The organism is Niastella yeongjuensis (genome assembly GCF_900110245.1).
Classification (GTDB): Bacteria; Bacteroidota; Bacteroidia; order Chitinophagales; family Chitinophagaceae; genus Niastella; species Niastella yeongjuensis.
In genome coordinates this window covers 110695-136271 of sequence record NZ_FOCZ01000017.1, presented here as the reverse complement: position 1 = coordinate 136271, position 25577 = coordinate 110695, and the positions used below count along the sequence as shown (strand labels likewise).

General features: G+C 43.6%; 17 protein-coding genes. 13 read left to right on the top strand and 4 right to left on the bottom strand.

All coding sequences use genetic code 11. The annotated features are described in order from the left end of the window. The first annotated feature begins 44 nt into the window (after positions 1-44). From infB to BMX95_RS30255, 7 genes are all read left to right on the top strand, one after another. Positions 45-3413, top strand: a complete 3369-nt coding sequence (gene infB / locus BMX95_RS30285) for a translation initiation factor IF-2 (protein ID WP_242673121.1) — start codon at positions 45-47, stop codon at positions 3411-3413. Positions 3414-3562: 149 nt separating this feature from the next. Then, entirely contained in the window at positions 3563-4936 is a 1374-nt protein-coding gene (locus tag BMX95_RS30280; RefSeq protein WP_081200428.1) for a peptidylprolyl isomerase, read from the top strand. A gap of 291 nt (positions 4937-5227) precedes the next feature. Further along, the gene (locus BMX95_RS30275) at positions 5228-8377 is read left to right on the top strand and encodes a PAS domain S-box protein (RefSeq protein ID WP_081200394.1); all 3150 of its coding nucleotides are present in this window, start codon (positions 5228-5230) and stop codon (positions 8375-8377) included. A 15-nt stretch (positions 8378-8392) separates the two neighbouring features. Then, positions 8393-9034: a response regulator gene (locus BMX95_RS30270; protein ID WP_081200392.1), complete on the top strand. Its 642-nt coding sequence runs from the start codon at positions 8393-8395 to the stop codon at positions 9032-9034. A gap of 466 nt (positions 9035-9500) precedes the next feature. Next, positions 9501-11348: an amidophosphoribosyltransferase gene (locus tag BMX95_RS30265; RefSeq protein ID WP_081200390.1), complete on the top strand. Its 1848-nt coding sequence runs from the start codon at positions 9501-9503 to the stop codon at positions 11346-11348. 249 nt (positions 11349-11597) lie between these two features. Then, the gene (locus tag BMX95_RS30260; protein WP_014222228.1) at positions 11598-12233 is read left to right on the top strand and encodes a response regulator; all 636 of its coding nucleotides are present in this window, start codon (positions 11598-11600) and stop codon (positions 12231-12233) included. A 215-nt stretch (positions 12234-12448) separates the two neighbouring features. Continuing rightward, a complete protein-coding gene (locus BMX95_RS30255; protein WP_081200388.1) occupies positions 12449-12949 on the top strand; it encodes a SixA phosphatase family protein in 501 nt (166 codons plus the stop codon). Between the two features lie 53 nt (positions 12950-13002). On the opposite strand, the gene BMX95_RS30250 is transcribed toward BMX95_RS30255, so the two are convergent. Beyond that, the gene (locus BMX95_RS30250; RefSeq protein ID WP_081200386.1) at positions 13003-14130 is read right to left on the bottom strand and encodes a glycosyltransferase; all 1128 of its coding nucleotides are present in this window, start codon (positions 14128-14130) and stop codon (positions 13003-13005) included. A 209-nt stretch (positions 14131-14339) separates the two neighbouring features. Here BMX95_RS30250 and BMX95_RS30245 point away from each other — a divergent pair, with 209 nt between their 5' ends. Continuing rightward, entirely contained in the window at positions 14340-14588 is a 249-nt protein-coding gene (locus BMX95_RS30245; RefSeq protein ID WP_081200384.1) for a hypothetical protein, read from the top strand. A 73-nt stretch (positions 14589-14661) separates the two neighbouring features. Here BMX95_RS30245 and BMX95_RS30240 read toward each other — a convergent pair whose 3' ends face one another. Next, positions 14662-15918 carry a pyridoxal phosphate-dependent aminotransferase gene (locus BMX95_RS30240; protein WP_081200382.1) on the bottom strand — a complete coding sequence of 419 codons (1257 nt, stop codon included), beginning with the start codon at positions 15916-15918 and terminating at the stop codon, positions 14662-14664. A 185-nt stretch (positions 15919-16103) separates the two neighbouring features. Between BMX95_RS30240 and BMX95_RS30235 the strand changes: the two genes are divergently transcribed. Together BMX95_RS30235 and BMX95_RS30230 are read left to right on the top strand one after the other, a co-directional pair. Further along, a complete protein-coding gene (locus tag BMX95_RS30235) occupies positions 16104-17543 on the top strand; it encodes a DUF5106 domain-containing protein (RefSeq protein ID WP_081200379.1) in 1440 nt (479 codons plus the stop codon). Positions 17544-17547: 4 nt separating this feature from the next. After that, complete coding sequence (locus BMX95_RS30230) at positions 17548-19494, top strand: peptidylprolyl isomerase (protein ID WP_081200377.1); 1947 nt, start codon at positions 17548-17550, stop codon at positions 19492-19494. A 23-nt stretch (positions 19495-19517) separates the two neighbouring features. On the opposite strand, the gene BMX95_RS30225 is transcribed toward BMX95_RS30230, so the two are convergent. Together BMX95_RS30225 and metF are read right to left on the bottom strand one after the other, a co-directional pair. Beyond that, on the bottom strand, positions 19518-21068 hold the full coding sequence (locus BMX95_RS30225) for a hypothetical protein (protein WP_081200375.1): 1551 nt from the start codon (positions 21066-21068) through the stop codon (positions 19518-19520). Then, positions 21068-22021, bottom strand: a complete 954-nt coding sequence (gene metF, locus BMX95_RS30220) for a methylenetetrahydrofolate reductase [NAD(P)H] (protein ID WP_081200372.1) — start codon at positions 22019-22021, stop codon at positions 21068-21070. The genes BMX95_RS30225 and metF overlap by 1 nt, the downstream gene beginning before the upstream one ends. Positions 22022-22289: 268 nt before the next feature. Here metF and lptB point away from each other — a divergent pair, with 268 nt between their 5' ends. The 3 genes from lptB to fabG all read left to right on the top strand — a co-directional run bounded on the left by lptB (position 22290) and on the right by fabG (position 25557). Further along, on the top strand, positions 22290-23075 hold the full coding sequence (gene lptB / locus BMX95_RS30215) for an LPS export ABC transporter ATP-binding protein (RefSeq protein WP_177193732.1): 786 nt from the start codon (positions 22290-22292) through the stop codon (positions 23073-23075). A 173-nt stretch (positions 23076-23248) separates the two neighbouring features. Continuing rightward, on the top strand, positions 23249-24751 hold the full coding sequence (locus tag BMX95_RS30210; RefSeq protein ID WP_081200370.1) for a GH3 auxin-responsive promoter family protein: 1503 nt from the start codon (positions 23249-23251) through the stop codon (positions 24749-24751). A 50-nt stretch (positions 24752-24801) separates the two neighbouring features. Continuing rightward, on the top strand, positions 24802-25557 hold the full coding sequence (fabG, locus tag BMX95_RS30205) for a 3-oxoacyl-[acyl-carrier-protein] reductase (protein WP_081200368.1): 756 nt from the start codon (positions 24802-24804) through the stop codon (positions 25555-25557). Positions 25558-25577 lie beyond the last annotated feature (20 nt).

Here is a 25577-nt window from a genome sequence, read left to right as displayed (position 1 = left end):
TATCCAAACAGCGAACAAAACAAAAAATTGTCTTACAATAACGAATGGCAGAAACAACAACAATAAGATTAATGGCCGCAGCCAAAGAGTTTAACATCGGCAAGGAAACGCTGGTAGACTTTTTGGTAGGAAAGGGATTTAGTAATGACGATCTCAAACCCACGTCAAAACTGACGGAGGATATGTATCGTGCTTTGCAACAGGAATTCCAGAGTGATAAAGTGGCCAAGTTAAAAAGCGATCAGATTGATCTGCCGAAGGGAAGTCTGGAAGCAAAGAAGAAGAAGGAAGATGATGCTGCGGCTGTTAAGAAAGAGGTGGTTAAAAAACAGGAACCAGCTCCGGTTGTGGAAGAGAAGAAAGAAGAGAAAGTAGAAAAGGTAGAAAAAGAAGAGAAAGTAGAGAAAGTTGTAGAGGAGAAAAAAGAGGAGAAAAAAGAGGAGAAAAAAGAGGAGAAAAAAGAGGAGAAAAAAGAAGAGAAGAAAGAGGAGAAGGTAGAAAAAGTGGAGGAAGTAGTGCCGGTAGTTGAAAAACAACCTGTTGTAGTTGAAGAGCCACCCGTTGTAGAAGAAGCTCCGCCTGTTGTAGTGGAAGAAAAGAAGGAAATTGTAGAAACGAAGGAGCCTGTAAAAGAAGCTGTAGAAGAGCCAAAAGCTGAGGATAAGCAACCTGAAATTACGAAGGTGGAAACACCCGGAATTGAAGGGCCGAAAATATTGGATAAGATCGACCTGTCGGCTATAGATTCGTCAACAAGACCGAAGAAAACGCCAATAGTCGTAAAGAAAAAGGAAGAAGAGCCTCCGGTAAAGGCGAAGGAAGAAACGCCGCCGCCTGTAAAGGAAGAAAAACCGAAAACGGTTGCCGAAGAAGCACCCGTAACAGAGGCGCCCAAAGAAGAAGCTCCAATAGTTACAGCTACTACGCCTGTGGTAGAAGAGAAGGCTAAAAAGCCAAAAGAAGAAGTTGCCAGGCCACAGCAGCAGCAACAGCCTGCCAAACAGGTAGTAGTTGAAAAGAAAAAGCAACAGGAGCCGGTTAAGGAGGTGCAAAAGCAAGAAGAGCCGAAGGAAGAAGCACTGCCACCGGTTATTGAAAATATTAAAGCAGATAAACTTACGGGACCGAAAATTCTGGGCAAAATAGAATTACCGGTTGGCGACGAAGCCCGCACCAAACCGAAGCCCAACGAGGAAAAGAGGAAGCGCAAGCGCATTCCCATTGAAAAGAAGGACCAGCAGCAGCAATCTCAACAGTCTGCGCAGGAACGGGCTCAACATCTTTTCAAGAAAAGAGAACCAGGTCAGCAGGGTGGACAAGGCGGTCATCATGGCGGCGGAGGCCATCACGGTGGTCAGGGCCAGCAGGGTGGCGGTCAACACCGTCCGGGCGGTGGCCAGCACCAGGGCGGCGGAGGCTTCAGAGGCGGTCAAAACCGTCCCGGCCAGAACCGTCACCAGGGAGGTGGTAATCGTCATGTATCCCGCGAGCCGAAAGAGATCAACGAAAAAGAGATCCAGGATAAAATACGCGAAACACAAGCCAAGCTTTCCGGTAACAAAAACCAAAAAGGCATTAAAAAACAACGCCGCCACGAAAAACGCCAGAACATGGCCGAACGTGAAGGTGTTGATGGACAGGATAACAAACTGCAGGTTACAGAGTTTATCAGCGTAAGCGAACTGGCCAACCTGATGGATGTAAGCTTTGCAGAAGTGATCAGCAAGTGTATGAGCCTTGGTCTCATGGTGTCTATCAACCAGCGTTTGGATGCCGAGGTAATTGAACTGGTAGCCGGTGAATTCGGGTTTGAAGCCGAGTTTATCGATATGGAAAAGCAGCTGGAACTGGAGGAAGAAGAAGAAGCAGACAGTGCAGAAGACCTGCAACACCGCGCTCCTATCGTTACCATTATGGGTCACGTTGACCACGGTAAAACATCGTTGCTCGACTATATCCGCAGTGCAAATGTGGTTGCCGGTGAGGCGGGTGGTATCACCCAGCACATTGGTGCCTACGAAGTAACACTGGCCAATGGTAAAAAGATATCCTTCCTCGATACACCTGGTCACGAAGCGTTTACAGCGATGCGTGCCCGTGGTGCCAAAGTAACCGATATAGCAGTAATTGTGGTGGCAGCAGACGATGCGGTGATGCCGCAAACCAAGGAGGCCATCAGCCACGCACAGGCTGCCGGTGTACCAATGATCTTTGCCATCAACAAAATTGATAAAGACGGTGCCAACCCACAAAAGATATACGAACAACTGGCAGGTATGAACCTGTTGGTGGAAGAATGGGGAGGTAAATACCAAAGCCAGCAATTGAGCGCCAAACAAGGATTGAATGTAGACAACCTGCTTGAAAAAATCCTGCTTGAAGCTGAGTTGCTCGATCTGAAAGCCAACCCCGACAGGGAAGCAACCGGTACCATCATTGAGGCTACCCTCGATAAAGGACGTGGTTATGTAGCCACTGTTCTGGTTCAAAATGGTACCCTGAAACATGGCGACCTGGTAGTATCCGGGCAGTTCTTTGGCCGTGTAAAAGCTATGTTCAACGAGCGTAACAAACGCGTTGACGAAGCGCCGCCTTCTACCCCGGTATTAATCCTGGGCTTGAACGGAGCACCTCAGGCTGGTGAGAAATTCAAAGTATATGAAGATGAAGCCGAAGCCAAGGAAGTAGCTAACCGCCGTGCACAGATCTTACGCGAACAAGGAATACGTACCAAGAAACATATCACGCTCGATGAAATTGGCCGTCGTTTGGCATTAGGAAACTTCAAACAGTTGAACCTGATCCTGAAAGGCGACGTGGATGGTTCGGTAGAAGCGTTGAGCGACTCATTACAAAAACTGTCAACCGAAGAGATCGTTGTATCAGTAGTACATAAAGCAGTAGGTGCTATCAGCGAAAGTGATGTAATGCTGGCAACAGCATCCGACGCCATCGTAGTAGGTTTCAACGTACGGCCTTCAACACAGGCAGCTCGCCTGGCCGAGTCTGAAGGGGTGGAAATCAAACTCTACTCTATCATCTACAACGCTATCGAAGAAGTGAAGAGCGCGATGGAAGGGATGTTGGAACCGAAAGTCACTGAAAAGATCATCGCCAACGTGGAAGTACGCAACGTGTTCAAATTCGATAAAGCTACCGTGGCAGGTTGTTATGTACTCGATGGTAAGATCCTGCGTAACTCGAAGATCCGCGTAATTCGCGATGGAATCGTAGAGTACCCGCGTGGTGAAGGACAAGGCGGTGAACTGCAATCTTTGAAACGCTTTAAAGACGACGTTAAGGAAGTACCTTCAGGTATGGAGTGCGGTTTAACGGTTAAGGGCTTTACCGATATCAAAGTAGGCGATATAATCGAAGCGTTTGAACTGGAAGAAGTAAAACGCACATTATAAAATTATAAGTACAAAATAGTCAAGGCACAAGCGGGAATTCCTTCTTGTGCCTTGTTTTCTTAAACTAGTACCCGAAACTTTTGTTAAATAACAGCTGCGCCAACCTGTTAACCAGTAAATTTGGCCCTGTCCCTTTCAAAAATATTCAGATGAAGTCTGTTTTTACCTTTCTTACCGCCTTGCTTTTTGTAACCATTGCGGTAGCCCAGGCCCCACGTAAAGTTGTTGCCGATAAAATTGTAGGCATTGTGGGCGATAAGATCATATTAAAATCTGATGTGTACAACGATATCCTCGACCGCCAGCGCCGGGGGGAGCCGGTTCCAGAAAACGCCAATTGCGCCATTATGGAGCAGATCCTTACCTTAAAGGCATTGGTATTGCAGGCCGAAAAAGACTCCTTACAGGTTGGGGACGATGAAATTGACGCCCTGCTCGATAACCAGATCCGTGGTTTCGTTCAAATGTACGGTTCAAAAGAAGCCCTCGAAGAAATTGCCGGTCGTACCGTTTACCAGATAAAAGAAGATTTTCGCCAAACCTTTAAAGAAAGGAAACTGGCCGAGCGCATGCGCGATAAGATCGTAGAGAATATCAAGATCACCCCCCAGGAAGTAAGCGCCTACTTCCAAAAAAAGGACCAGAAAAACCTGCCTTATTATGAATCGCAAGTGGTGATTGGTCAAATAGTGGTGAACCCCAAGGCCAGCCGCGACCTGGAAAAACTCACCATCGATGAATTAAATGATTTTAAGAAACAGGTAGAATCGGGACAGCAGAAGTTTGAGACCCTCGCCAAATTATATACACAGGACCCCGGCAGTAAGGAAAATGGTGGTCAATATTCCATTAACCGCACAGAAAAAACATGGGACCCCACCTGGCTTAGCAATGCCTTCCGGCTTAAAGAAGGACAGGTATCGCCGGTATTCAAATCAAAATTTGGCTACCACATTATACAAATGGTAAGCCGTGCCGGTGATGATGCCATCATTCGCCACATTTTACGGGTACCTTCCATCACCGACGACGAAATCAATGAAGCTGTTAATAAACTCGATTCTGTACGTGCTAAACTGATTGCCGGTACTATAGCATTTGGTGAAGCTGTTGCCAGATACAGTGATGATGAAAACTCCAAATTTACCGGTGGTTATATCCAAAACCAGGCTGGTTCAACATTCCTGGAATTAAGCCAGCTCGATAAAGACCTGGTTGAAATGCTGGCAAAATCGGGAATAAAACCAGGTGAATATTCAAAGCCTACACCTTATACCGATGAAAGAGGTAAAAAAGGCGTACGCATTGTTTACCTGAAAACCCGCACCGAGCCACACGTTGAAAACATGAAAGATGATTATGACCGCCTGGCTAAAGACGCATTGGAGGTAAAAAAGCAACACGCATTGGAAGCCTGGTTTGCTTCAAAGATCCCCGCGTATTACATTATGATCGATGACGAATTCAAAGGTTGCAGCACATTATCAAACTGGATGCAGTATGCATCGAGCGGAAACAAGTAAGTAAAGTAAAAGTTTATATAAAAAGCCCCGACGACATCGTTGGGGCTTCTTTGTTATACAGGTGTCTGGGTAGGAAACCTAACTAATTTTGGGCAAAACAGCAGTTATATGCTTTTGAGCTAATGTGTTATTCATTGTAATAAATAATCATTTATTTGTAGGTGTAAACACTTAAATGGCTTAGAAAACACCTTTCGGGTTCTTGGCATAAACGAGCTTTTAAGTATTTTGTATAAGTATTTACATGTAAATATTAAGTCAAAGTTTATCATGTAAGCTGCACTATGCTGTATGTTAAAACAGTCGAAGAAATCCATTCCTGAAGTAACTTATGATTTTACCGCCCTTAGCCTGCAAACAGACATGGCGGGAATCATCTTATGGGCTTCAGTTGACTTACTTTCTTTTACTGGTAAACACCAGTCAGCTCTGATTGGCAACTCCTTCAAAAAAATAATTGACGCTGCCGATAAACCTAAGCTACAGGCAATACTACATACGGGTACCGGCATAGATACCGGTCTAAATATACAACTGGCAATAAAGGGAAAATCGGGTGTGCGCCATGTTGGTTTCAGGGCTACCTGTCAGCGAAGCAATCACACCGCGAATAATGTAATAACCTGGAACGCAGTACCGGAATTTAATGAACAACCAGAAGATACAGCGGCACTTCTTGAAGCTACCCGCCAGGAATTAAGAGAAGTTACAGAACGATATAAAGCATTTGTACAACAGAGTTCAGAGATCATCTGGCGTTGTGAATTACAAACACCGGTGAACATCAACGATTCCGAAGAAAAACAAATTCAACAATTGTTTGAGGGTTGTTTGGCCGAGTGTAACGATCAGATGGCGCATTTTTATGGTTATGAAAATGCCGGTGATATGATTGGTAAAAAGGTGTCGGTTTTCTTTGATCCCAACGAACCGGTTACTTACCAGGTGGCAAAAGAGTTTATACAACAAGGCTATAAAGTATACCGCCGGCTCTCCATGCATATAGATCACCAGGGAAACAAACGCTACTTTTTAAATAACCTGGTGGGCGTAGTGGAGAATGATAGGTTATTACGTGTTTGGACCACCCAGAATGAAATAACCCAGCTGCGGATGGCTGAAAAAGCCAACCGCTACCAGGCTACGGTGTTGGATAATGTATTCGATGCCGTGATGTCATCTGACGAAAATTACCATACAAAAAGCTATAACCAGGCAGCTGAAAAGTTGTTTGGGATAAAAACGGCTGATATTATGGGCCGCGCCATTCATGAGTTGATCAATTTCGACTTTCATGACAGCACCCGCGAGAAATTGTTGGAGGAGTTGTTTACCACAGGTGCCTGGAATGGAGAAATTTCATTTATAAGACCATCTGACGGTAAAAGAATTGTTTTCTGGTCAACACTTTCACTGGTAAGGAATAAAAAAGGTGAAGTAACTGACATCGTTTCCATTAACAAAGACCTTACCGAACGAAAACTGGCAGAGCAGGCCGCTTCATTGGAATTAAAACGCAGTCAGCAACAACTTACAGAATACAGTGAACGTATAACGAACATCCTGGCCAGCATAACCGATGGGTTTATTGCAGTAGATAAAAAGCTGACCATATTTCTATGGAACCATGCCGTAGAACATTTAACCGGCCTTGAATCGAAACATGTGATCGGTTCAGGCGTAGAAAAGATCTTCCCCAATTTTATTGAAACGGCTGAGTACAGACAGTATATAGAAGCCATCAACAAAGATACCTCTTCAAGCTTTGAACATTTTCTGCCAACGTTCAATCGCTGGCTGGAAACAAGTGTCTATCCGTTTTCACAAGGTGCCTTTATATACTTCCGGGATATTACCGATCGTAAAACACAGGAACGCTTATTGGAATTGGAAAGGCAGGTGTTGGAAATAAATGCCCAACCCGCAGCTTCCTTAAAGACAACCGTCGATTATTACCTCAGCGGGCTTGAAAAAACTTTCACCGACATAATCTTATCGGTGATCATGTTGACTGAAGACAAGCAAACCATCATGCATTTATCGGGACCCAGTCTGCCCGAAGAATTTGCACGCGGAATAAATGGCGTGAAGATTGGCCCTTATGTGGCATCCTGCGGTACCGCTATTTATAGAAAAGAACGGGTTATTACGGTTGACGTTGAAACCGATCCCTTGTGGGAGAATTACAAGCAGTATGCCCTTAAGTTCGGATTACGGTCGTGCTGGTCGTTCCCTATAATAAATTCAGCCAACGATGTGCTGGCTACCATTGCCGTGTACCATAAGTATCCGGCCAGCCCAACCGAAAGTGAGTTGAAACTATTCGAACGGGTGATCAGTTTATTGCGGATAATCATCGAGAATAAAAGCGCCGAACTAAAAATAAGATTGAGTAACGAACGGTATTTGCTGGTGACCAAGGCCACCAACGATGCCATTTGGGACTGGGATGTGAACACCAATAGTTTGTATTGGGGCGAAGGCATTTATACCCTGTTTGGATTAAAACCCGGGTACGTGGATAATGCCTCTAATTTCTGGGAAAGTTGCATTCACCCCGAAGACCGCGACCGCGTGGTGAACGGGTTAAACAAGTTTATAGCAGACAGTACTTCCAAAATTTGGGAAGATGAATACCGGTTCATAAAACCTGATGGCGAATATGCCCTGGTGTTTGACCGGGGGTTCCTGATTTATGACCACTCTGGTAAAATAGCCCGTATGGTGGGTTCCATGCAGGATGTTACCGATAAAAAGGAACTGGAAAAGAAATTATTAAAACAGCAGGTAGATAAACAAAAGCTGATTGCACAGGCCGTAGTGAACGCCCAGGAAAAAGAAAGGGCTGAAATTGGCAAGGAATTGCATGATAATGTGAACCAGATCCTGTCAACGGCTAAACTATACCTTGAACTGGCGGAAACAGATGATGCCAGCCGGCTCGAGCTGATCAAGCGCAGTACTAATAATATTTCCGATGCCATCAATGAGATCCGGACAATTTCCCGGTCACTGGTACCGCCAAGTATTGGTGATCTCGGCCTTATAGATTCAGTACAGGACCTGGTGGAAAATATTAAAGCCACGCGCCGCCTGCACGTGGAGTTTTATTATTCCGGAACCATTGATAATATCCTGGATGAAAAGCGGAAGCTGATGCTTTTTCGCATAATCCAGGAGCAGGTGAATAACGTTTTAAAACATGCTGCAGCCAAGAACCTGGTGATTGAGCTAATTGCAGATAGTGAGGGTCATGAGGTTGACCTTACGATCAGTGATGATGGAAAAGGATTTGAATTGGATAAAGTGCGGTCGAAAAAAGGAGTTGGACTATCTAACATAGCCAGCCGTGCCCAGCTGTTCAATGGAAGCGTAAATATTGTAACAGCCCTTGGCGAAGGATGTAAAATGAAAATTAATGTCCCTATTTCGAATATCTAAACCCCCTTATTGATTATGGAAAAAATTAGTGTTTTAATTGCGGATGACCACAAATTGATACGGGAAACCTGGAGTTTCATCCTCAATAACGATCCCCGCTTTACTGTTGTGGCTGAATGCGGCGACTCGGAGCAGGCTGTGGAAATGGCCAAAAACAAGAAACCCCAGATTGTGTTGATGGATATAAACATGCTGCCTATTTCAGGGTTCGAAGCCACTGAAAAGATCAGGAAGGTATCGCCGGCTTCCCGTATTATTGGGATCTCCATGCACTCGCAGCCAGCCTATGCAAAAAAAATGCTGCAGATTGGCGCCCGCGGGTACGTTACCAAGAATTCTTCGAAAGAAGAAATGATAAACGCTATTATGGAGGTGCATAGCGGTAATAAATACATCTGCGATGAAATAAAGAATAACATCTCTGAGCTGGTGTTGGAGGAGAATAAGGATGTGCCGAATGTAAACGCCCTTACAGAGCGTGAAATTCAGATCATCAACCTTATTAAGGAAGGACAATCATCGAAAGAGATTGCCATGAGCCTGAATATTTCATTAAAAACAGTAGAGGTGCACCGGCATAACATTCTGAAAAAGCTGAAACTTAAAAATTCGGCCTCGCTGGTGAATTTTATTAATAATGTGGCAACGAGTATGTAGTTGTTTATAACACACAATTATATATAATACATAATTAATATTTAGTATTAACAATATAAGGGACAATTAATCGCCAATTTGGGGGATTTGCATCATTCGTCTAGGGGTAAACATTTATATCCTGCTGAGAAAATTCATTAAGTGTTTAAAAGACATTGAATAATTTGTGAATTCTTTCAGAAAATTTAAGAAGTTTGTACTACCAATATCTATAGTAAAAGATCAATAAAATCCAACGTCCGTAGTCCAAAGATCCTAGTGAAAGCCGAACCGTCCAATGCCCGTTTAAATTAAAAAACAAACCGGCGCAGATATTGATCCAATGTCCTGATGAGGAACAACCCCCATACCTATGAAGACTGGGGGTTTTTTTCATTTTCTCTAACACTTCACACCCCTCTCACATTTCTTCTTTTCCTTAATTACTTGTAGCTTTGCGCTTTCTTTTTATAATCGGGAGTAATACATGAGTGATGCAATAAAGCATGAATGCGGTTTGGCATTCATCCGTTTAAGAAAGCCGTTCTCCTACTATTTACAACAATACGGTACAGTAATGTGGGGCCTTAACAAGCTGTACCTGCTCATGGAAAAGCAACACAACCGAGGCCAGGATGGCGCCGGTTTGGCTGCTGTGAAGCTGAATGTGGAACCTGGTTACCCCTTTCTCTCCCGGGTTAGAAGTGCTGCCAATCAACCGATTGCAGATATCTTTAGCAAAGTAAGTGCAGAAGTGAAAGAGCTGGAGAAATACCAGCCCGATGTAATGAAACACCCTGGTTTAATGAAGGGGCATATTTCATTTCTCGGTGAACTGCTGTTAGGGCACCTGCGCTATGGCACTCAGGGAAAGAACAATGCAGAATTCTGTCATCCATTTATAAAACGGAATACCATTCCAGCCCGTAACCTGGCGCTGGCAGGCAACTTTAACCTGGTTAACACCGATGAGTTGTTTAACCTGATCAATATAGAGCCTGGGGAGTTTCAAAAGCAAAGCGACCTGGCCGCTATGATGGAAGTGATCCATCATTTTCTGGTTAAGGGCGATGAGCAGGCACAGCACGACCTGGATGTTCTGGGGATGTTGCGTAAAGCAGTACCCTTGTTCGATGGCGGTTTTACCGTTGGTGGTTTGCTGGGTAATGGCGATTCATTTGTATTCAGGGATGCCCATGGCATTCGTCCTGCATACTATTATATAGATGAAGATGTAATTGTCGCTGCTTCTGAGCGGTCGGCTATACGTACGGTGTTCAATGTTGGTGAAAATGAGGTGAAGGAACTGATGCCCGGTATGGGATTGGTGGTAAAAGCCAATGGCGAGTTCACGATCGACAAAGTTGTAGAGCCAAAAGAACGCAAGGCATGTAGCTTTGAACGCATTTATTTTTCACGCGGCAGTGATGAAAAGATCTATGTAGAGCGGAAACAACTGGGCTACAATTTGAGTCCTCACATTCTGGAAGCTGTTAACAACGATCTTAAGCACACCATCTTTTCATTTATTCCCAATACGGCCGAAGTAGCCTTTTACGGGTTATGGAAAGGCCTGGATGATTATTTAAAGAAAGTAAAAATTGAGCGTATACTGTCCTGGGGTAAGAATTTTACCGAGGCTGAGTTGTCTGAAATGATCAACCGTAAGGTACGGGTTGAGAAGATCGCCATTAAAGACGTGAAGATGCGCACCTTCATTACTGAGGACGTAACCCGTAATGAAATGGTGCAGCACGTTTATGATGTTACCTACGGAACGGTGGAAAAGGGTGTTGATACTTTGGTGGTGATTGATGATTCTATCGTGAGGGGTACAACCCTTAAAGAAAGCATCGTGCGTATGCTGGCCAGGCTGGAACCGAAAAAGATCATTGTTGTATCTTCGGCGCCACAGATCCGCTACCCCGATTGTTATGGTATTGATATGAGTAAGCTGGGCGATTTTATTGCGTTCAAAGCGGCTACAGAGTTAATGAAAGAGCAGGGTATTGAACATAAGCTGACGGAATTGTACGAAAGATGTAAAGAATTGCAACGTTTAAACCAGTTACATACGGAAAACGTGGTTCAGCACGTTTATAAACCATTCACAACCGAACAGATCTCGAATAAAGTTGCTGAATTAATTACACCTAAGGGGCTTGAAATCCCGGTGCAGGTAATTTTTCAGACAATTGAATCCCTTCATCAAGCGTGTCCAACCAATACAGGCGACTGGTATTTTACCGGTAATTACCCGACCCCTGGCGGCAACCGGGTGGTAAATAAGGCATTTATTAACTATATGGAGGGTAAAAACGAAAGAGGGTATTAAAAATCTATTAGATTGAAAATTATACTGTTATTAATGCATTTTTAATTTGGTATTTGTGTATATCAGAAAAAATGCTTAATATCAGGTACGGGATTATATGTAACCTCTTCGATACCCTCTGAGAAACTAAGGTATAAGCTCATCCATTAGTAGTTGTACAAAAGGTCTTGAAACAGCCTTGGTGCCTGTTTTGTATGCCCCGTTGTGCAGATTATAAGCTCATTCACACACTACTGAAAAAAAATTAGTATGAGTAAAATTACCATCATGATTGTTGATGATCACACCTTGATCCGCGAAACCTGGTCGTATTTGTTAGGAAGGAACGAAGAACTGGAAGTTATTGCTGAATTAGGGGATGGTCAAAGAGCCATTGAAATCGCGCGCGACAAGCGTCCCAACATTGTGCTCCTCGACATTAATATGTCCCCGTTGAATGGGTTTGACATCTTGAAAATGATCCGTAAACTATCACCCGGTTCAAAAGTCATTGCTGTATCCATGCACTCGCAACCTGCGTATGCTAAAAAAATGCTGCGTCTTGGCGCACGTGGTTATGTAACCAAAAATTCTCCCCGAAAGGAAATGCTGGATGCTATTCACCAGGTAACCGCTGGCAATGTTTACATCTGCCAGGAAGTGAAGAACATTCTGTCTGAGCAAATGATGAATGAAGAAGAAGGAGGAGATGGTTTGAACCAACTTTCTGAACGCGAAATTGAGGTGATAAATCTTATTCGCAACGGCTTGTCATCTAAAGAAATAGCAGACAAGTTAGCAATATCTATAAAAACGGTGGAAGTGCACCGCCACAACATACTCAAAAAATTAAAGGTAAAAAATACAGCCTCGCTGATTAATTATATCAATTCAAGCGGACTGTAATTCTCCTCTTTTTTTATTTGTTCCTATTACGCCTAACTAATCGTATTTTTCCACGGTCGGTAGGTGCATTTGGCAAAGTATTTGCGGCAAATGCACTTGCCGACCGTTTAGCTTCCTATGGGGAACCAATTTTAATAAACAGGAACCTGTTAAATTTCTGATTCCTTTGATCGAACTTATTATTTTTAGGGGGATTTATCCCCCTATTATTTTTTATGAAATCAGTAATAATCATAAGGCACGCCAAGAGCAGCTGGGACCAACCCGGCATGGAGGATTTTGATCGTCCTTTAAATGAAAGAGGTAAAGAAGATGCGCCTAAAATGGCCGCGCGATTATTGGAGCGTCATGTAAAGGTCGATGCATTTATCTCAAGCTCCGCCAAAAGAGCGCGTAAAACCGCCTCACTGTTCATTAAAGAATATGGTGGCGAAAAAGAAGACATCATTCTGGTTCCGGAGTTATACCTGGCCGGCCCCGAAGCATTTTACAACGCCATAGCAAAGGCGCCTGCATCGGCAAATACCATTGCCCTCTTTGCACATAATCCCGGTATTACAGAATTCGCCAATGAATTAACCGATGTACGCATCGACGATATGCCTACCTGCGCCATCTTTGCCATAAAAGTTGATATAAAAGACTGGTCTGAATTTAAAGAGGCGGAGAAAGAATACTGGTTTTTTGATTACCCCAAGGCTGGGCCGGGAAAGTAGAATTTTGGGGATAACTGGGATATGGGATGACCTGCCTGGTTCTTATATTGATCTTACAGGTTGGATCTTTTTTTGACTTCTTCAATTGAGTCTTTAATTGCTTTTTTGTATTCTTCCATGGGCCAGGGGCTAACCTTATACTTGAATTCATTGGCAGCCGTCAATGCTTTTTGTAAGTTGAAATGAGCCTGTGACAGCGTATAGGCCAATTGTGCCGTGTGCAGGTGGGTAGCTACATATTCCTGTTCAGCCTGCCCCGGTGTAGGCACCAAAATGCTTTTTTTACCCAGCTTCAACAGGTCCATTACTGTAGTGTAACCCGATCGGCTGATCACCAAGGCAGCATTACACATCAGGTTGTTCAATACTGCAGCAGGTACGTGATTGTATATGATCAGCTCGTTTTTTACCTGCACTTCCTCGCCGGCACCTGGTAGTCCCCGCACCAATACTATTTTACCCCGTTGTTGTTCCAGCTGCCTCAGCAACAATTTTTCAAATATGCTTCGCTGCGGCTCAGGACCTGAAAGAATGACCAATAAATGAATTGAATTGGTTGTATGGGGGCAGGCATTAAACCGGCTCAATCCACCAAGGTATTGAACCGGAATGGCTGGCAAGGTAGCCGGATTGGATAACCTGCCACCCAGCGATTTGTCTCCCTGGCGGTCGGGAACCCAACAGGCTGTGAACCGGATAATGCGACGATAGTTTAGCCATTGAACCAGCCGGTCGGTGAACTTACCCAGCCCGGTTTTTATATACAGTTGGTGGGTAATGAAAATAGAATGCACATGCCGGGCATATAAACCGAACCGGTTATCGGATATGATGATATCAACAGGTTGCGATTTCAGGAAAATATTTAACCAGTTGTTTTCGTTATTGATTTTGATCAATATTTTTGGAGTCTGGAGGATGATCCGGACAATTGTACCCCACCGCTTTTTGCCGTATTTCAAATTATAGCCTGCCAACTGCACATAGGTAAGCTGGGGAAACTCCCGGATCAACAAGGATTTTTGTGTTGAGTTACAAGCTATAATAACCGTACAACCCTGCTGTAACAATTCGTGGATGATGGGGATACAACGGGTGGTGTGGCCTAATCCCCAGTCCAACGGCGATAATAGTACGACGGGTTTTTGCAGTTTGGTGTTAAAATTGTTGAATTCAGCCAACGTGAAGTACTAATTTGTTCGTAAAATAGTTTAATTTAGTAAGAACCAAGTATATGAAGAAAGTAAGTTATTCCGTGTTCATTGTGATAATTGTTAGCCTGGTTATGGCCAGTTGCAGTTCCGGTAATCGCATTGCTGGTGGCGGTTCGTCCAAAAAATGCGGCTGTGGTTTAAACAGGGGATTTGTAGGATATTAAAGCCGATGTGTAATGAAAAACTCTAATCGCGATTTGCTTGTTCTGGTAAAGGATGCATATACAAACCAGGAAGCCATGCAATATGAGCTTCAACAGTTGAATACGCTGTTAGGGGATTTTGAAACGCTGGAAAGTTTTTGCCTGGCACATGAGGTATTCGATTTACAGAAATACCGGATACTTACAAAAAAGGCGCAATTACAAAAGATAATAGAAAAGGATACTTTAAAACCCTTTGTATTTATCTGCAACAAGAATTAGTCGGTTGTTTATATAAAAAAGCGAGAAAAAGATTGGCACGGTTCCAAACCGTGCCAATCTTTTTTATTGGTGATCAACTTAATTTCTTCAACGCATTCCGAAGCTGATCGATCATTTCGCCGATCTCTTCTTTCTTACAGGTTCCCACACTTAAGCGATACCAGGGTGATGAACGGTCGGCCCCAAACGCATAAAATGGTACCACGGCCAACTTTGCTTCATTCAACAAATAGGCGGTAACATCACTTTGCTGCGCTAATTCATTACCACTGGCAGTTTTTTTACCAACCAGGTCAATTTTTATGGTAAGATAAATGGCAGCTTGCGGCGCAATGGCATCAACAGAAAAACCTTCTTTTTTTAACTGTTGCAGGCCATTGTAAATATCCCGCAAACGCACTTCCACTTCTGCTTTAAAATGCTTCAAATAATTGTCGATCGCCTCATTATTATACAGGAAACGGGCACAGGCTTTTTGTTCGGCCATAGGGGCCCAGGCACCCAGGTGACTTAAAATGGCGTTCATTTTATCGCGGATAATCTGAGGACCACACGCCCAGCCTACACGTACACCGGTAGCAGCAAAACACTTGCTGATGGCATCAATAAAGATCGTGTAATCCTGCATGGCTGGTCTAAGCGATACGGGATTGTAGTGTTCAATATCACCATAGGTGAGTTGCCAGTACATTTGATCGTACATCGCATATAACTTCTTTTCATGCTCGCCCCGGCGGTTGTTTTCTTCCAGCACCATGTCGCAGATGGCTTCCAGGTCGTGTTTGGTAAAAGTAGTACCCGTGGGGTTTTGCGGCGAACACAAGGCCAGTAAAGTGGCGCCTTTTAAATGCGGCTTAATGTCTTTGGCAATGGGCATAAAGTTATTTTCAGCCCGGGCCTCAATGACCACATGTTCTGCCCCTATAAAATGCGTATAATGGTTATTGTTCCAGGAGGGAACGGCATAGATCACCTTGTCTTCCTTATCACAAATGGCGCGGTATAAAGAATAGATCAGGGGCCGGCCGCCAGAGGCTACCAGTATTTCTGATGGTTTATAGCTGAGTTGTTCCCGTTCTTTCAGGAATTGTGCAATGGCCTCCCGCAGATCGAGGTTTCCATCTCCAGCGGGGTAATTGGTAAAATGCTCCCGGTAGGCCTTTATAATTTCTTCTTCCAATGCCTGGGGAATAGGGAATATGGCGGGGTCAAAATCACCAACTGTAAAATTGTAGATCCTTTCTCCCGCACGGATCTTATCGCGTATTTCACCGCCCAGTTTTACAATTTCCGACCCAATTAAAGTTTCTGCAAGATGGCTTAGTTTCATCTGTAAATATTATAACACAAAAATAGCCTATCGCTGCCAATTAGGGGGCGTAAACAGGCCTTCCTGCTATAACATTGTAACTTTCGACTATGTTAACATGTATATCCCATTACCTTTGCAAGGAATTAACAACTTAACCGTTTTAATTTTCAATAATTAAGCTATTTTTCTGTTATTGCAACACTATGAAAAGACTTTTATCGCTAACTATATTCCTGATAAGCTGTACGTTAGCTGTGGCACAGTCGGGTTATAACATTCCCATTACGTTAAAGCCTTATAAGAACACCTACGTTTACCTGGGTTATTATTATGGCAAATTAAAAGCCCTGGCAGACTCTGCTATGCTGGATGAAAATGGCAAAGGTGTGTTTTCCGGAAAGGAACCCCTGCCGGGCGGTATTTACTTCGTCGTTTCGCCCCGTAAAGAGATCCTGTTCGAGCTGCTGCTGGATAAACAACAACAGTTTTCCATCGCTGCCGATTCGGCAACCCTACCCAATAGCGTAATTTTTACGGGTTCGCAGGAAAATAACCTCTTCCATTTGTATACCCGGTTCACCAACCAGATAGGAAACGAGATCAATAAAACAGGCGAGGAGTTAAAAACGGTAAAGAACGCAAAGGATTCAACCAAACTGAGAACCCGGTTGAAATGGCTTACCGATAAAATGCAGTTGTACCGGGATAGTATGATGGCTAAAAACCCCAATTCATTTTTGACCACCCTGTTTCAGGCGATGAAAGAACCGGTAATCCCACCGGCTGCCAAACAACCGGGCGGGAAATACGACTCTCTGTATGCATACCGGTATTTCAAATCTCATTACTGGGATGGCGTTTCTTTCAGTGATGGCAGACTGGTGCGAACTCCCTTCTTTGAAGCAAAGCTCGAAAAATATTATAAAGAACTGGTAGTACCGAACCCCGATTCAATAATTGCGGAAGTCGATCATATGTTATTGTATTCAAGAAGCAACACCGAGATGTTTAAATTCCTGATGGTGCATTTTGTACAGAAATACATTAATCCTGAATACATGGGCCAGGATGCTGTATTTGTTCACCTGTTTGAAAAATACATCAATACAGGTCAGGCCGATTTCTTTACACAACAGTATAAAGATTTTACTTTCAAAAGGGCCTATAGCATGATGGCTAACCTGATTGGGCAACCGGCGGCCCCCCTTGACCTGGTTGATACCCTCGACAAGCCGGCACCATTGCATAATATAAAAAGCAATTTTGTAGTGATCTGTTTCTGGGACCCTACCTGCAGCCACTGTAAAGAAACCGTTCCCAAAGTTGATTCTATCTACAAAGCCAAATGGAAAAACGAAGGCGTTTCTTTATACGGGGTAATGGTAGATGGCGGAAAAGAGAACTGGAAAAAATTCATCAACGATAATAAACTTACCGGCTGGACCCATGTATACCAGCTACCTTCCCAGCAAAAAGAAGAGGAAGCCGCGAACAAACCCAATTATCGCCAGCTGTACGATGTGTACCAAACCCCTATTTTGTATTTGCTCGATAAGGACAAAAACATCATAGCCAAGAAACTCAGCTACACGCAAGTGGATGAAGTGATTGATCTTAAACTAAAAACAAAAAAATCTAACTAGCATTATGACTGTTATCAGTAAAGCGGCGCTGGCTTCATTATTGATCTTCATGACTGCGGCCGCAAACGCTCAGGTATTGTTTACCTATGGCGGCAAAGCGGTTACAAAAAATGAATTTCTAAAGGCCTATAACAAGAATAATTCCGATACCAGGCCGACCGATCAGGCGTACCACGATTACCTGGAACTGTACATACGTTTCAAACTAAAAGTACAGGCGGCGCTTGATAAAAAAATGGACACAATGTCCAACCAGCAGGCTGAAATAAACAGCTTTCGTGCCCAGATAATTGATAGTTATGTACGGGACGAGGTCAGCATCAATCAGCTTACTACTGAAGCTATTGTTCGCGGCAAAAAAGATATTCATATTGCCCACATCTTCGTAGCGGCCGGAAAATATGCCACCCTGGAAGATGTTAAGAAGGCGCAGGATAAAATCAATGCCGCTTACGGCGAGTTACAAAAGGGTCAGGATTTTGGTAAAGTAGCCGCGCAGTATTCTGAAGATGCCACTGTTTCAGCAAATAAAGGTGACATTGGATATATTACCTCAGTGGTATTGCCTTATGAGTTGGAAAATGGAATATATAGCACCCCGGTTAACAAATACACAACAGTCCTTCGCAGCAAAGCCGGATTTCACATCTTTAAAAACCTGGGCGAAAGAGAAGGGTTGGGCAGAATGAAAGTGGCGCAGATCTTATTGGCTTTCCCTCCAGATGCCACGGAAGCACAAAAAGAAATAATAAAAAAAAGAGCCGATTCAATCTATAACGCATTGACCAGCGGCGGCGATTTTAAAGTGCTGGTGACCAAGTTCAGCAACGATAACATCTCCTGGCAGGCTGGCGGTGAAATGATGGAGTTTGGAGTTGGACAATACGAACTGCCTTTTGAAAACGCCGCATTTGCCCTCACAAAAGACAGTGAGATCAGTAAGCCGGTATTATCCAGTTTTGGCTATCACCTGATAAAGCGTTTATCATACAAGCCGGCTACCGGCGATACCGTCAATACGCAAATGCGCGACGATATGAAGCAACGCATAGTGCAAACCGACAGGCTGGAAGTATCACAGAAAATGTTGCTGAAGAAAGTGCTTCTGTTGACCGGTTATAAAAAGATCAAGGTAAACGAACAACACCTGTTTCAGATTGCTGATAGTATTTTAGACAATAACCGCATACCGGTTTTTGCAGATGTTACATTAAAAACACCGCTGTTTTCATTTGCCAAAAAAACAGTTACTGTAAAGGATTTTCAAGCCTACCTTGAAACAATACGTAACTATGAAAACATGAAGACTGGCAAAACCAGGGCACAAATACTGGAGGAATTTACTGAAGTAAGCGCATTTGATTACTACCGCCAGCACCTGGAAGAATTTAATAAAGATTTTAAAGACCAGTTGGCTGAGTTTAAAGAAGGAAACCTCTTGTTCGAAGTTATGCAACGCAACATCTGGGACCCTGCTTCTGTTGATTCGGCCGGGCTGCGGAATTTCTACAATGCCCATAAAGACAAATACTGGTGGGAAAGCAGCGCTGATGCAATTATCCTGACTGTCACCAACCAGGAGCTTTCAGAAGAGTTCAGAACAAAAATGAAAGAAAACTATAAGAACTGGCAGAGATACATCAATGAAAGCGCGGGTCACTTGCAGGGCGATTCAGGCCGTTTTGAACTGAGCCAGATACCCGTTGTAGGAAGAACAAACTTCACTGAAGGACTGATTACTGCCAATGTGAAAAACGAGTCGGATAATACGGTGGCTTTTTCATTCATAGTTAAATTATATCCTAACCGCGAAATGCGTGGGTTTAACGATGCACGGGGTTTTGTGATCAATGATTACCAGGCAGCCCTGGAAGAAAAATGGATAGCAGATTTAAAGAAAAAATATCCGGTTAAAGTAAATGAAGCAGAACTGAAAAAACTGCCTAAATAACCAGGGAAACATCACCTACTACATTATTCGATTTCATACACGTAAAATGCTACTTCTGCAAGTAGCATTTTCTTTTTTATATGCAGAAAAGGATACCTGGCCAGCTCTTTTTTTGCGATCAGGTACCGGATATTGAATTTTTTAAGGGACTGGTATTGTCTGTCGCCCCAGGTACCGTAACTGCGGCAATGAAAATAATAAGAAAGCTGGGAAGCTTCAGTGGTGGCGTATGGGTAAACTGCAATGCGCTGGTTTGTCAAAAACGATAACTGTGGCAATTGCTGATAAAAGTTTTTTTGATACTGATAATCTCCTGAAGCCTGGGTTAATTTTTGAAGCCCAAGCGTAAGAAAAGGATATATACTTAACAGCAATAAAAGGGCTAATGCCGGGGTAAAGATCTTTTTATTTAACAGGTTCCAGGCCCGTTGTGCAACGAAAAAAAGAAACAGGTGAAACAGAATGATACAAGTTAAAATGTAACGGTCAAGAATAAATAAGGGCAGGTAGAGTAATGGATAGCAAACAAAGAACCAGGCTATTGTATGAATACTGCGATCATAGTTTTCATTGACCAGCTTTTTACGATTAAAAGCCAGTATCAATAAAGAGAAGAGCAATACCAGCCATTTGGCACCGGTTCCATCCAGGTTCCTGATCAATTCCCGGGTGGATTGTTTGATAAGTTTTACCTGGTGGTTAAAATTGCGGGCATTACCAAAGACCGACCAGTCATATTGATCAAGCAAATGAGCGGGGTTAACATGTGCGTTGTAAGCGGCTGAAAATGGCGGGGCATATAAGTCTGCATCGGTAGGATATTCCTTATCATAATCGGGGCTCATAAAATTATGATTGAAGGGACCGGCAGTTGCAATAACAGGTTTGCCCTCATGAAGGCTTATGACTACTATCCAACAGGTAGAGAGAAGTATAAAAAGCCCGTATGCTTTTAATAAGGACGTTCCTTTCTTTGATTTGAAAGACCGGTATTTTATCAGCAGTAACAACAGCCAGCCACCCATAAACAAATGCAGGGGTACAATGCTATACAGTTTGGCGAAATAAGCACAGGCTGCAATAGTACCAGCCCACCAGGGCATTTGATTGTTATATTCAAAACGTTTATCAGTTACGAGACGCAGGACCCAGATACAAAAAACAGCGGCCATCAGATCGGGGGTAAGGGCCGACATAGCGTAAAACAACAGCAACAGCAGCATATAGCCGTTAAACGCGTAATAAAACAGGGGCTTTACTAAATAACGCCGGGCCAGGTTGCATAAAATATACAAACCCAGCCCGGCCACTATAAAATTTATGATATAACAGCATGGCAACAGGGGAAACCCGGCCAGCTTGCAAATACATAATATCCAGCAATACAGGGGCGACCAAAAACCATTGATGGCATGTTGCCAGTCGCCGGCAGCATATCTTTCAGCCAGGTTGATGTAACTAAGCGTATCGTTGTTTAAAAACTTGTGATACGAAAACTGAAAGTATAATCCAACGGTAGCCCCGATTATAAACAGGCCTGCGAGCAATCTGTTAAAGCCTGTTTGTTGCATCATTATTTTATTTCCTTAACAACATTGTAGATCACCTTGGGTTTGCCAAGCGTATAATAATGCAATACGGGTACCCCGGCTTTTTTCAGTTCTTTGGATTGTAATAACAGCCATTCCGTTCCCACTTTTTCAACATCAGCATCTGTTTTACAGTTCATGATCTCATTGGCAAGATCATCGGGGATGTCGACATGGAAAGTGCGGGGAATAACCGACAATTGTTTTTTGCTGGTGATGGGTTTCAAACCAGGTATAATAGGTATGGTGATACCGTTTTCGCGGCAACGTTTTACGAAATCGAAATATTTCTGGTTATCGAAGAACATTTGGGTAACCACATATTCTGCGCCTGCAGCAACCTTGGCTTTCAGGAAAGCGAGGTCAGTTTGCAGGTTGGGAGCTTCAAAATGCTTTTCAGGGTAACCGGCCACACCGCAGCAAAAGTCAGTTTTAAAGCCATCGCGAATATCTTCTTCCAGGTAAATACCGGTATTCAGATTTTGAACCTGTTTCAGCAGATCGATGGCATAACTGTTACCACCCTTTTCAGGTTCAAATACAGTTTCATTTTTTGCAGCATCACCACGTAACACCAGCACATTATCAACCCCGATAAAGTTCAGGTCGATCAGCGCGTCTTCCGTTTCGCGTTTGTTAAAGCCACCGCAAATAAGGTGGGGTACTGCATCAACCCGGTAATGGTTCATCAGGGCTGCGCAAATACCAACAGTGCCAGGGCGTTTACGAACTTCTACTTTTTCAAACGTACTATCGGCCTTCTTCTTAAAAACATGCTCACTGCGATGATAGGTAACATTGATAAAAGCAGGTTTGAATTCCATCAATGGGTCAAGGTGCTCATATATTGAATTGATGGTTTTACCTTTTAATGGGGGTAATATTTCAAAGGAAATGAGCGAATCTTTCGCCTGGCGAATATGATCGATAACTTTCATGTAAATAAAAACAGTTTTTCAAAGGCTCACCAGTATTCAGGTCCTTTAACAGGTGCCACCTTGCTTGAATCTATATTATTAAAGAGAAATATACAAATTTGTGAACTATTGAAAATAAGCATTTTAGTAAAAATGCTTATTTTCTGCCATAAATTCGGCCTGCAAACATAACGCAGTAAATCGGGATGGCAAATACCTGTTAAATTACCGTGTCGGAGCTATTCAATGTGAATTAGTTCTGGTATTTTTGCGGAAACCTTAAGTACAATTGATCAGCGAGATTAATACACAGGAATTAGTAAAAATTTACCGTAACCGTACCGTGGTAAATCATGTTTCGGTAAATGTAAAACAAGGTGAAATAGTAGGGTTGCTGGGGCCGAATGGCGCCGGTAAAACCACTTCATTCTACATGGTAGTGGGTTTAATAAAACCCGATGAGGGAAAGGTATTCCTTGACCAGGAAGACATTACCCAGCTACCTATGTATAAACGGGCCCAGATGGGTATTGGCTACCTGCCCCAGGAAGCCTCCGTGTTCCGTAAGCTAACTGTGGAAGATAACATCAAAGCAGTACTTGAAATGACCCGGCTTACCAGGGCCCAGCAACGCCAGAAACTGGAAAGCCTGCTCGATGAATTCCGGCTGCATCACGTACGTAAAAACAATGGCGACTCCCTGAGTGGGGGTGAACGTAGAAGAACTGAAATAGCCAGGGCCCTTGCTGTTGACCCCAAGTTTATATTATTGGATGAGCCTTTTGCCGGTGTTGACCCCATTGCCGTGGAAGATATTCAGGCAGTAGTGGCCCGGTTAAAATATAAGAACATCGGTATTTTGATCACCGACCACAACGTAAACGAAACGCTCTCTATTTGTGATCGCGCTTATTTGTTGATCGACGGAAAGATCTTCCAACACGGAACAGCCGAAGAACTGGCTGAAAATGAGCAGGTGCGCCGCCTGTACCTGGGCCGCAACTTCGAACTGAGACGTAAGGATTACTTACACGAAGAAGCACTCAAGTCTATGGACGTTTCTTCGAACAGATAATTGACCTCATGGGCACGCTGGTCCATTTATTGCAATTTAAAGGATAGTGTGTCAATTAGTTATTAGTGATTTTGGTCATATTTCAGTCAGTATAAGTATATTTATGCCGACTGGGATGGTACTTACTTTTATTCCTCCAAATTCTTTATTTTGCCGTGAGTGAATCTTCATTAGTGAGATTATTATCGCCTGCCATATCATCATTGGCCCGTATGCGCCTGTGGCGCATAGAGGGATGGAAGAATAATCCTGTAGACGCCCAGCGTGAGGTGTTGCAGGACCTGGTCACTTCTGCCCAGTATACAGAATTTGGCCGGAAGTATGGCTTCTCTGCCCTGTTCAATGTAAAAACCTTCAAGCAAAGGGTTCCCATACATGAGTATGAAGACCTGCAGCCCTACATTCAACGTATTATGCATGGCGAGCAGAACCTGTTATGGAATACACCGGTGTACTGGTTTGCCAAAAGCAGCGGTACTACCAGCGATAAAAGTAAATTCATTCCGGTAACGGATGAAAGCCTTGAAGACTGCCACTACAAGGCAGCCAAGGATGTGCTGACGATGTACTACCAGTTCAATCCCGATTCGGACCTGTTAACCGGTAAGGGGTTGGTTATTGGCGGAAGCCATACCATTAACCCGCTGAATGCCGATGCCCAGTATGGTGACCTGAGTGCTGTGTTATTGCAAAACTCACCATTCTGGGGGCATTGGTTACGGGTCCCCGATCTCAGCATAGCCTTGATGGATGAATGGGAAAGCAAGATTGAAAAGCTGGCTTACAGCACTATAAAAGAAAATGTTACTTCTATTTCCGGCGTGCCCACCTGGACGCTGGTTTTGTTTCGCCGCATACTGGAATTAACTGGTAAAAGCACCATGGCCGAAGTATGGCCGCACCTCGAATTGTATATGCATGGCGGCGTATCGTTTACACCCTATAAAGAACAATTTCAGAAACTGATAGGCAAACCGATCCATTATCTGGAGATGTATAATGCCAGTGAAGGATTTTTTGCCGCCCAGGATATACCCGGTGAAGATGGCATGTTGCTGTTTACCGATCATGGCATTTTTATGGAGTTTATGCCCATTGAAGAATATGGTAAAAAACATCCGGAAACCATAGGTTTGCAGGATGTGGAGCTCGGTAAGAATTATGCCATGATAGTAACTACCAACGGTGGTTTATGGCGCTACCTGTTAGGCGATACCGTGCAATTTACTTCCCTGCACCCCTTCAGAATAAAAGTGAGTGGCCGGGTAAAACACTTTATGAATGCCTTTGGCGAAGAAGTGATTGTTGACAATACCGATAAAGCCATAGCAGTAGCCAGTGAAAGAACCGGCGCCATTGTAAACGACTATACTGCTGCTCCGGTTTATTTTAGCGACAGCGGCAATGGCGGTCATGAATGGTTGATAGAATTTGAAAAAGAACCCCACGATCTGGGTCATTTTGCCACTGAACTGGACAGCGCCCTGAAAAGTGTAAACAGCGATTACGAGGCCAAACGTCATAAAAATATAGCCCTGCGCGAACCATTGGTGAGATCACTCTCAAAAGGAGTGTTTACTACCTGGTTGAAAAGCAAGGGTAAACTGGGCGGACAGCATAAAGTGCCCCGGTTGAGCAACGACCGTAAGTATATCGAAGAAATACTCTCACTGTAACACCCCTGCATTGGCATTTCCTGTACTTTTGCTCACCCAAATACGATACTATGAAATTATTAGAAGGAAAAATTGCTATTGTAACCGGTGCAGCCCGTGGCATTGGCGAAGCTATTGCGTATAAACTGGCTGAACATGGCGCTCACGTAGCATTTACCTATGTTAGCGACAGCAGTGCCGAAAAGGCCGCTCAGCTGGAGCAAAAAATAAAAGCACTGGGCGTAAAATCCAAAGCGTATAAAAGCAATGCGGGTAATTTCGCTGAATGCGAAACCTTTGTAAACGATGTGGTAAAAGAGTTCGGTACCGTAGATGTATGCGTGAACAATGCCGGTATTTCAAAAGATAACCTGTTACTGCGCCTTTCGCCCGAACAATGGGACGAAGTGATGGATATAAACCTGAAGAGTGTTTTCAATATGACCAAACAGGTTATTCGCCCCATGATGAAAGCCAGAAAAGGCTCCATCATTAACATGAGTTCGATTGTAGGGGTACGTGGTAATGCCGGGCAATCCAGCTATGCCGCCAGTAAAGCCGGTATTATTGGTTTTACCAAATCGGTAGCATTGGAACTGGGCAGCCGCAATGTACGGTGCAACGCTATTGCACCCGGTTTTGTTGAAACCGATATGACCCATTACCTGAAAGATGGCGATGGTGCAAAAGCATTCCTGGAAAAAATTCCCTTAGGCCGCTTTGGCAGTGCCGGAGAAATTGCCGACACTACCTTGTTCCTCGCATCTGATATGAGCTCGTATATTACAGGACAGGTGATCAGCGCCTGCGGTGGTTTGAATATTTAATACGGTTTTGTATCTTTAAC

Coding starts and splice junctions, on each gene's coding strand:
- infB (WP_242673121.1), top strand. CDS start 45: ATGGCAGAAACAACAACAATAAGATTAATGGCCGCAGCCAAAGAGTTT.
- BMX95_RS30280 (WP_081200428.1), top strand. CDS start 3,563: ATGAAGTCTGTTTTTACCTTTCTTACCGCCTTGCTTTTTGTAACCATT.
- BMX95_RS30275 (WP_081200394.1), top strand. CDS start 5,228: ATGTTAAAACAGTCGAAGAAATCCATTCCTGAAGTAACTTATGATTTT.
- BMX95_RS30270 (WP_081200392.1), top strand. CDS start 8,393: ATGGAAAAAATTAGTGTTTTAATTGCGGATGACCACAAATTGATACGG.
- BMX95_RS30265 (WP_081200390.1), top strand. CDS start 9,501: ATGAGTGATGCAATAAAGCATGAATGCGGTTTGGCATTCATCCGTTTA.
- BMX95_RS30260 (WP_014222228.1), top strand. CDS start 11,598: ATGAGTAAAATTACCATCATGATTGTTGATGATCACACCTTGATCCGC.
- BMX95_RS30255 (WP_081200388.1), top strand. CDS start 12,449: ATGAAATCAGTAATAATCATAAGGCACGCCAAGAGCAGCTGGGACCAA.
- BMX95_RS30245 (WP_081200384.1), top strand. CDS start 14,340: ATGAAAAACTCTAATCGCGATTTGCTTGTTCTGGTAAAGGATGCATAT.
- BMX95_RS30240 (WP_081200382.1), bottom strand. CDS start 15,918: ATGAAACTAAGCCATCTTGCAGAAACTTTAATTGGGTCGGAAATTGTA.
- BMX95_RS30235 (WP_081200379.1), top strand. CDS start 16,104: ATGAAAAGACTTTTATCGCTAACTATATTCCTGATAAGCTGTACGTTA.
- BMX95_RS30230 (WP_081200377.1), top strand. CDS start 17,548: ATGACTGTTATCAGTAAAGCGGCGCTGGCTTCATTATTGATCTTCATG.
- BMX95_RS30225 (WP_081200375.1), bottom strand. CDS start 21,068: ATGATGCAACAAACAGGCTTTAACAGATTGCTCGCAGGCCTGTTTATA.
- metF (WP_081200372.1), bottom strand. CDS start 22,021: ATGAAAGTTATCGATCATATTCGCCAGGCGAAAGATTCGCTCATTTCC.
- fabG (WP_081200368.1), top strand. CDS start 24,802: ATGAAATTATTAGAAGGAAAAATTGCTATTGTAACCGGTGCAGCCCGT.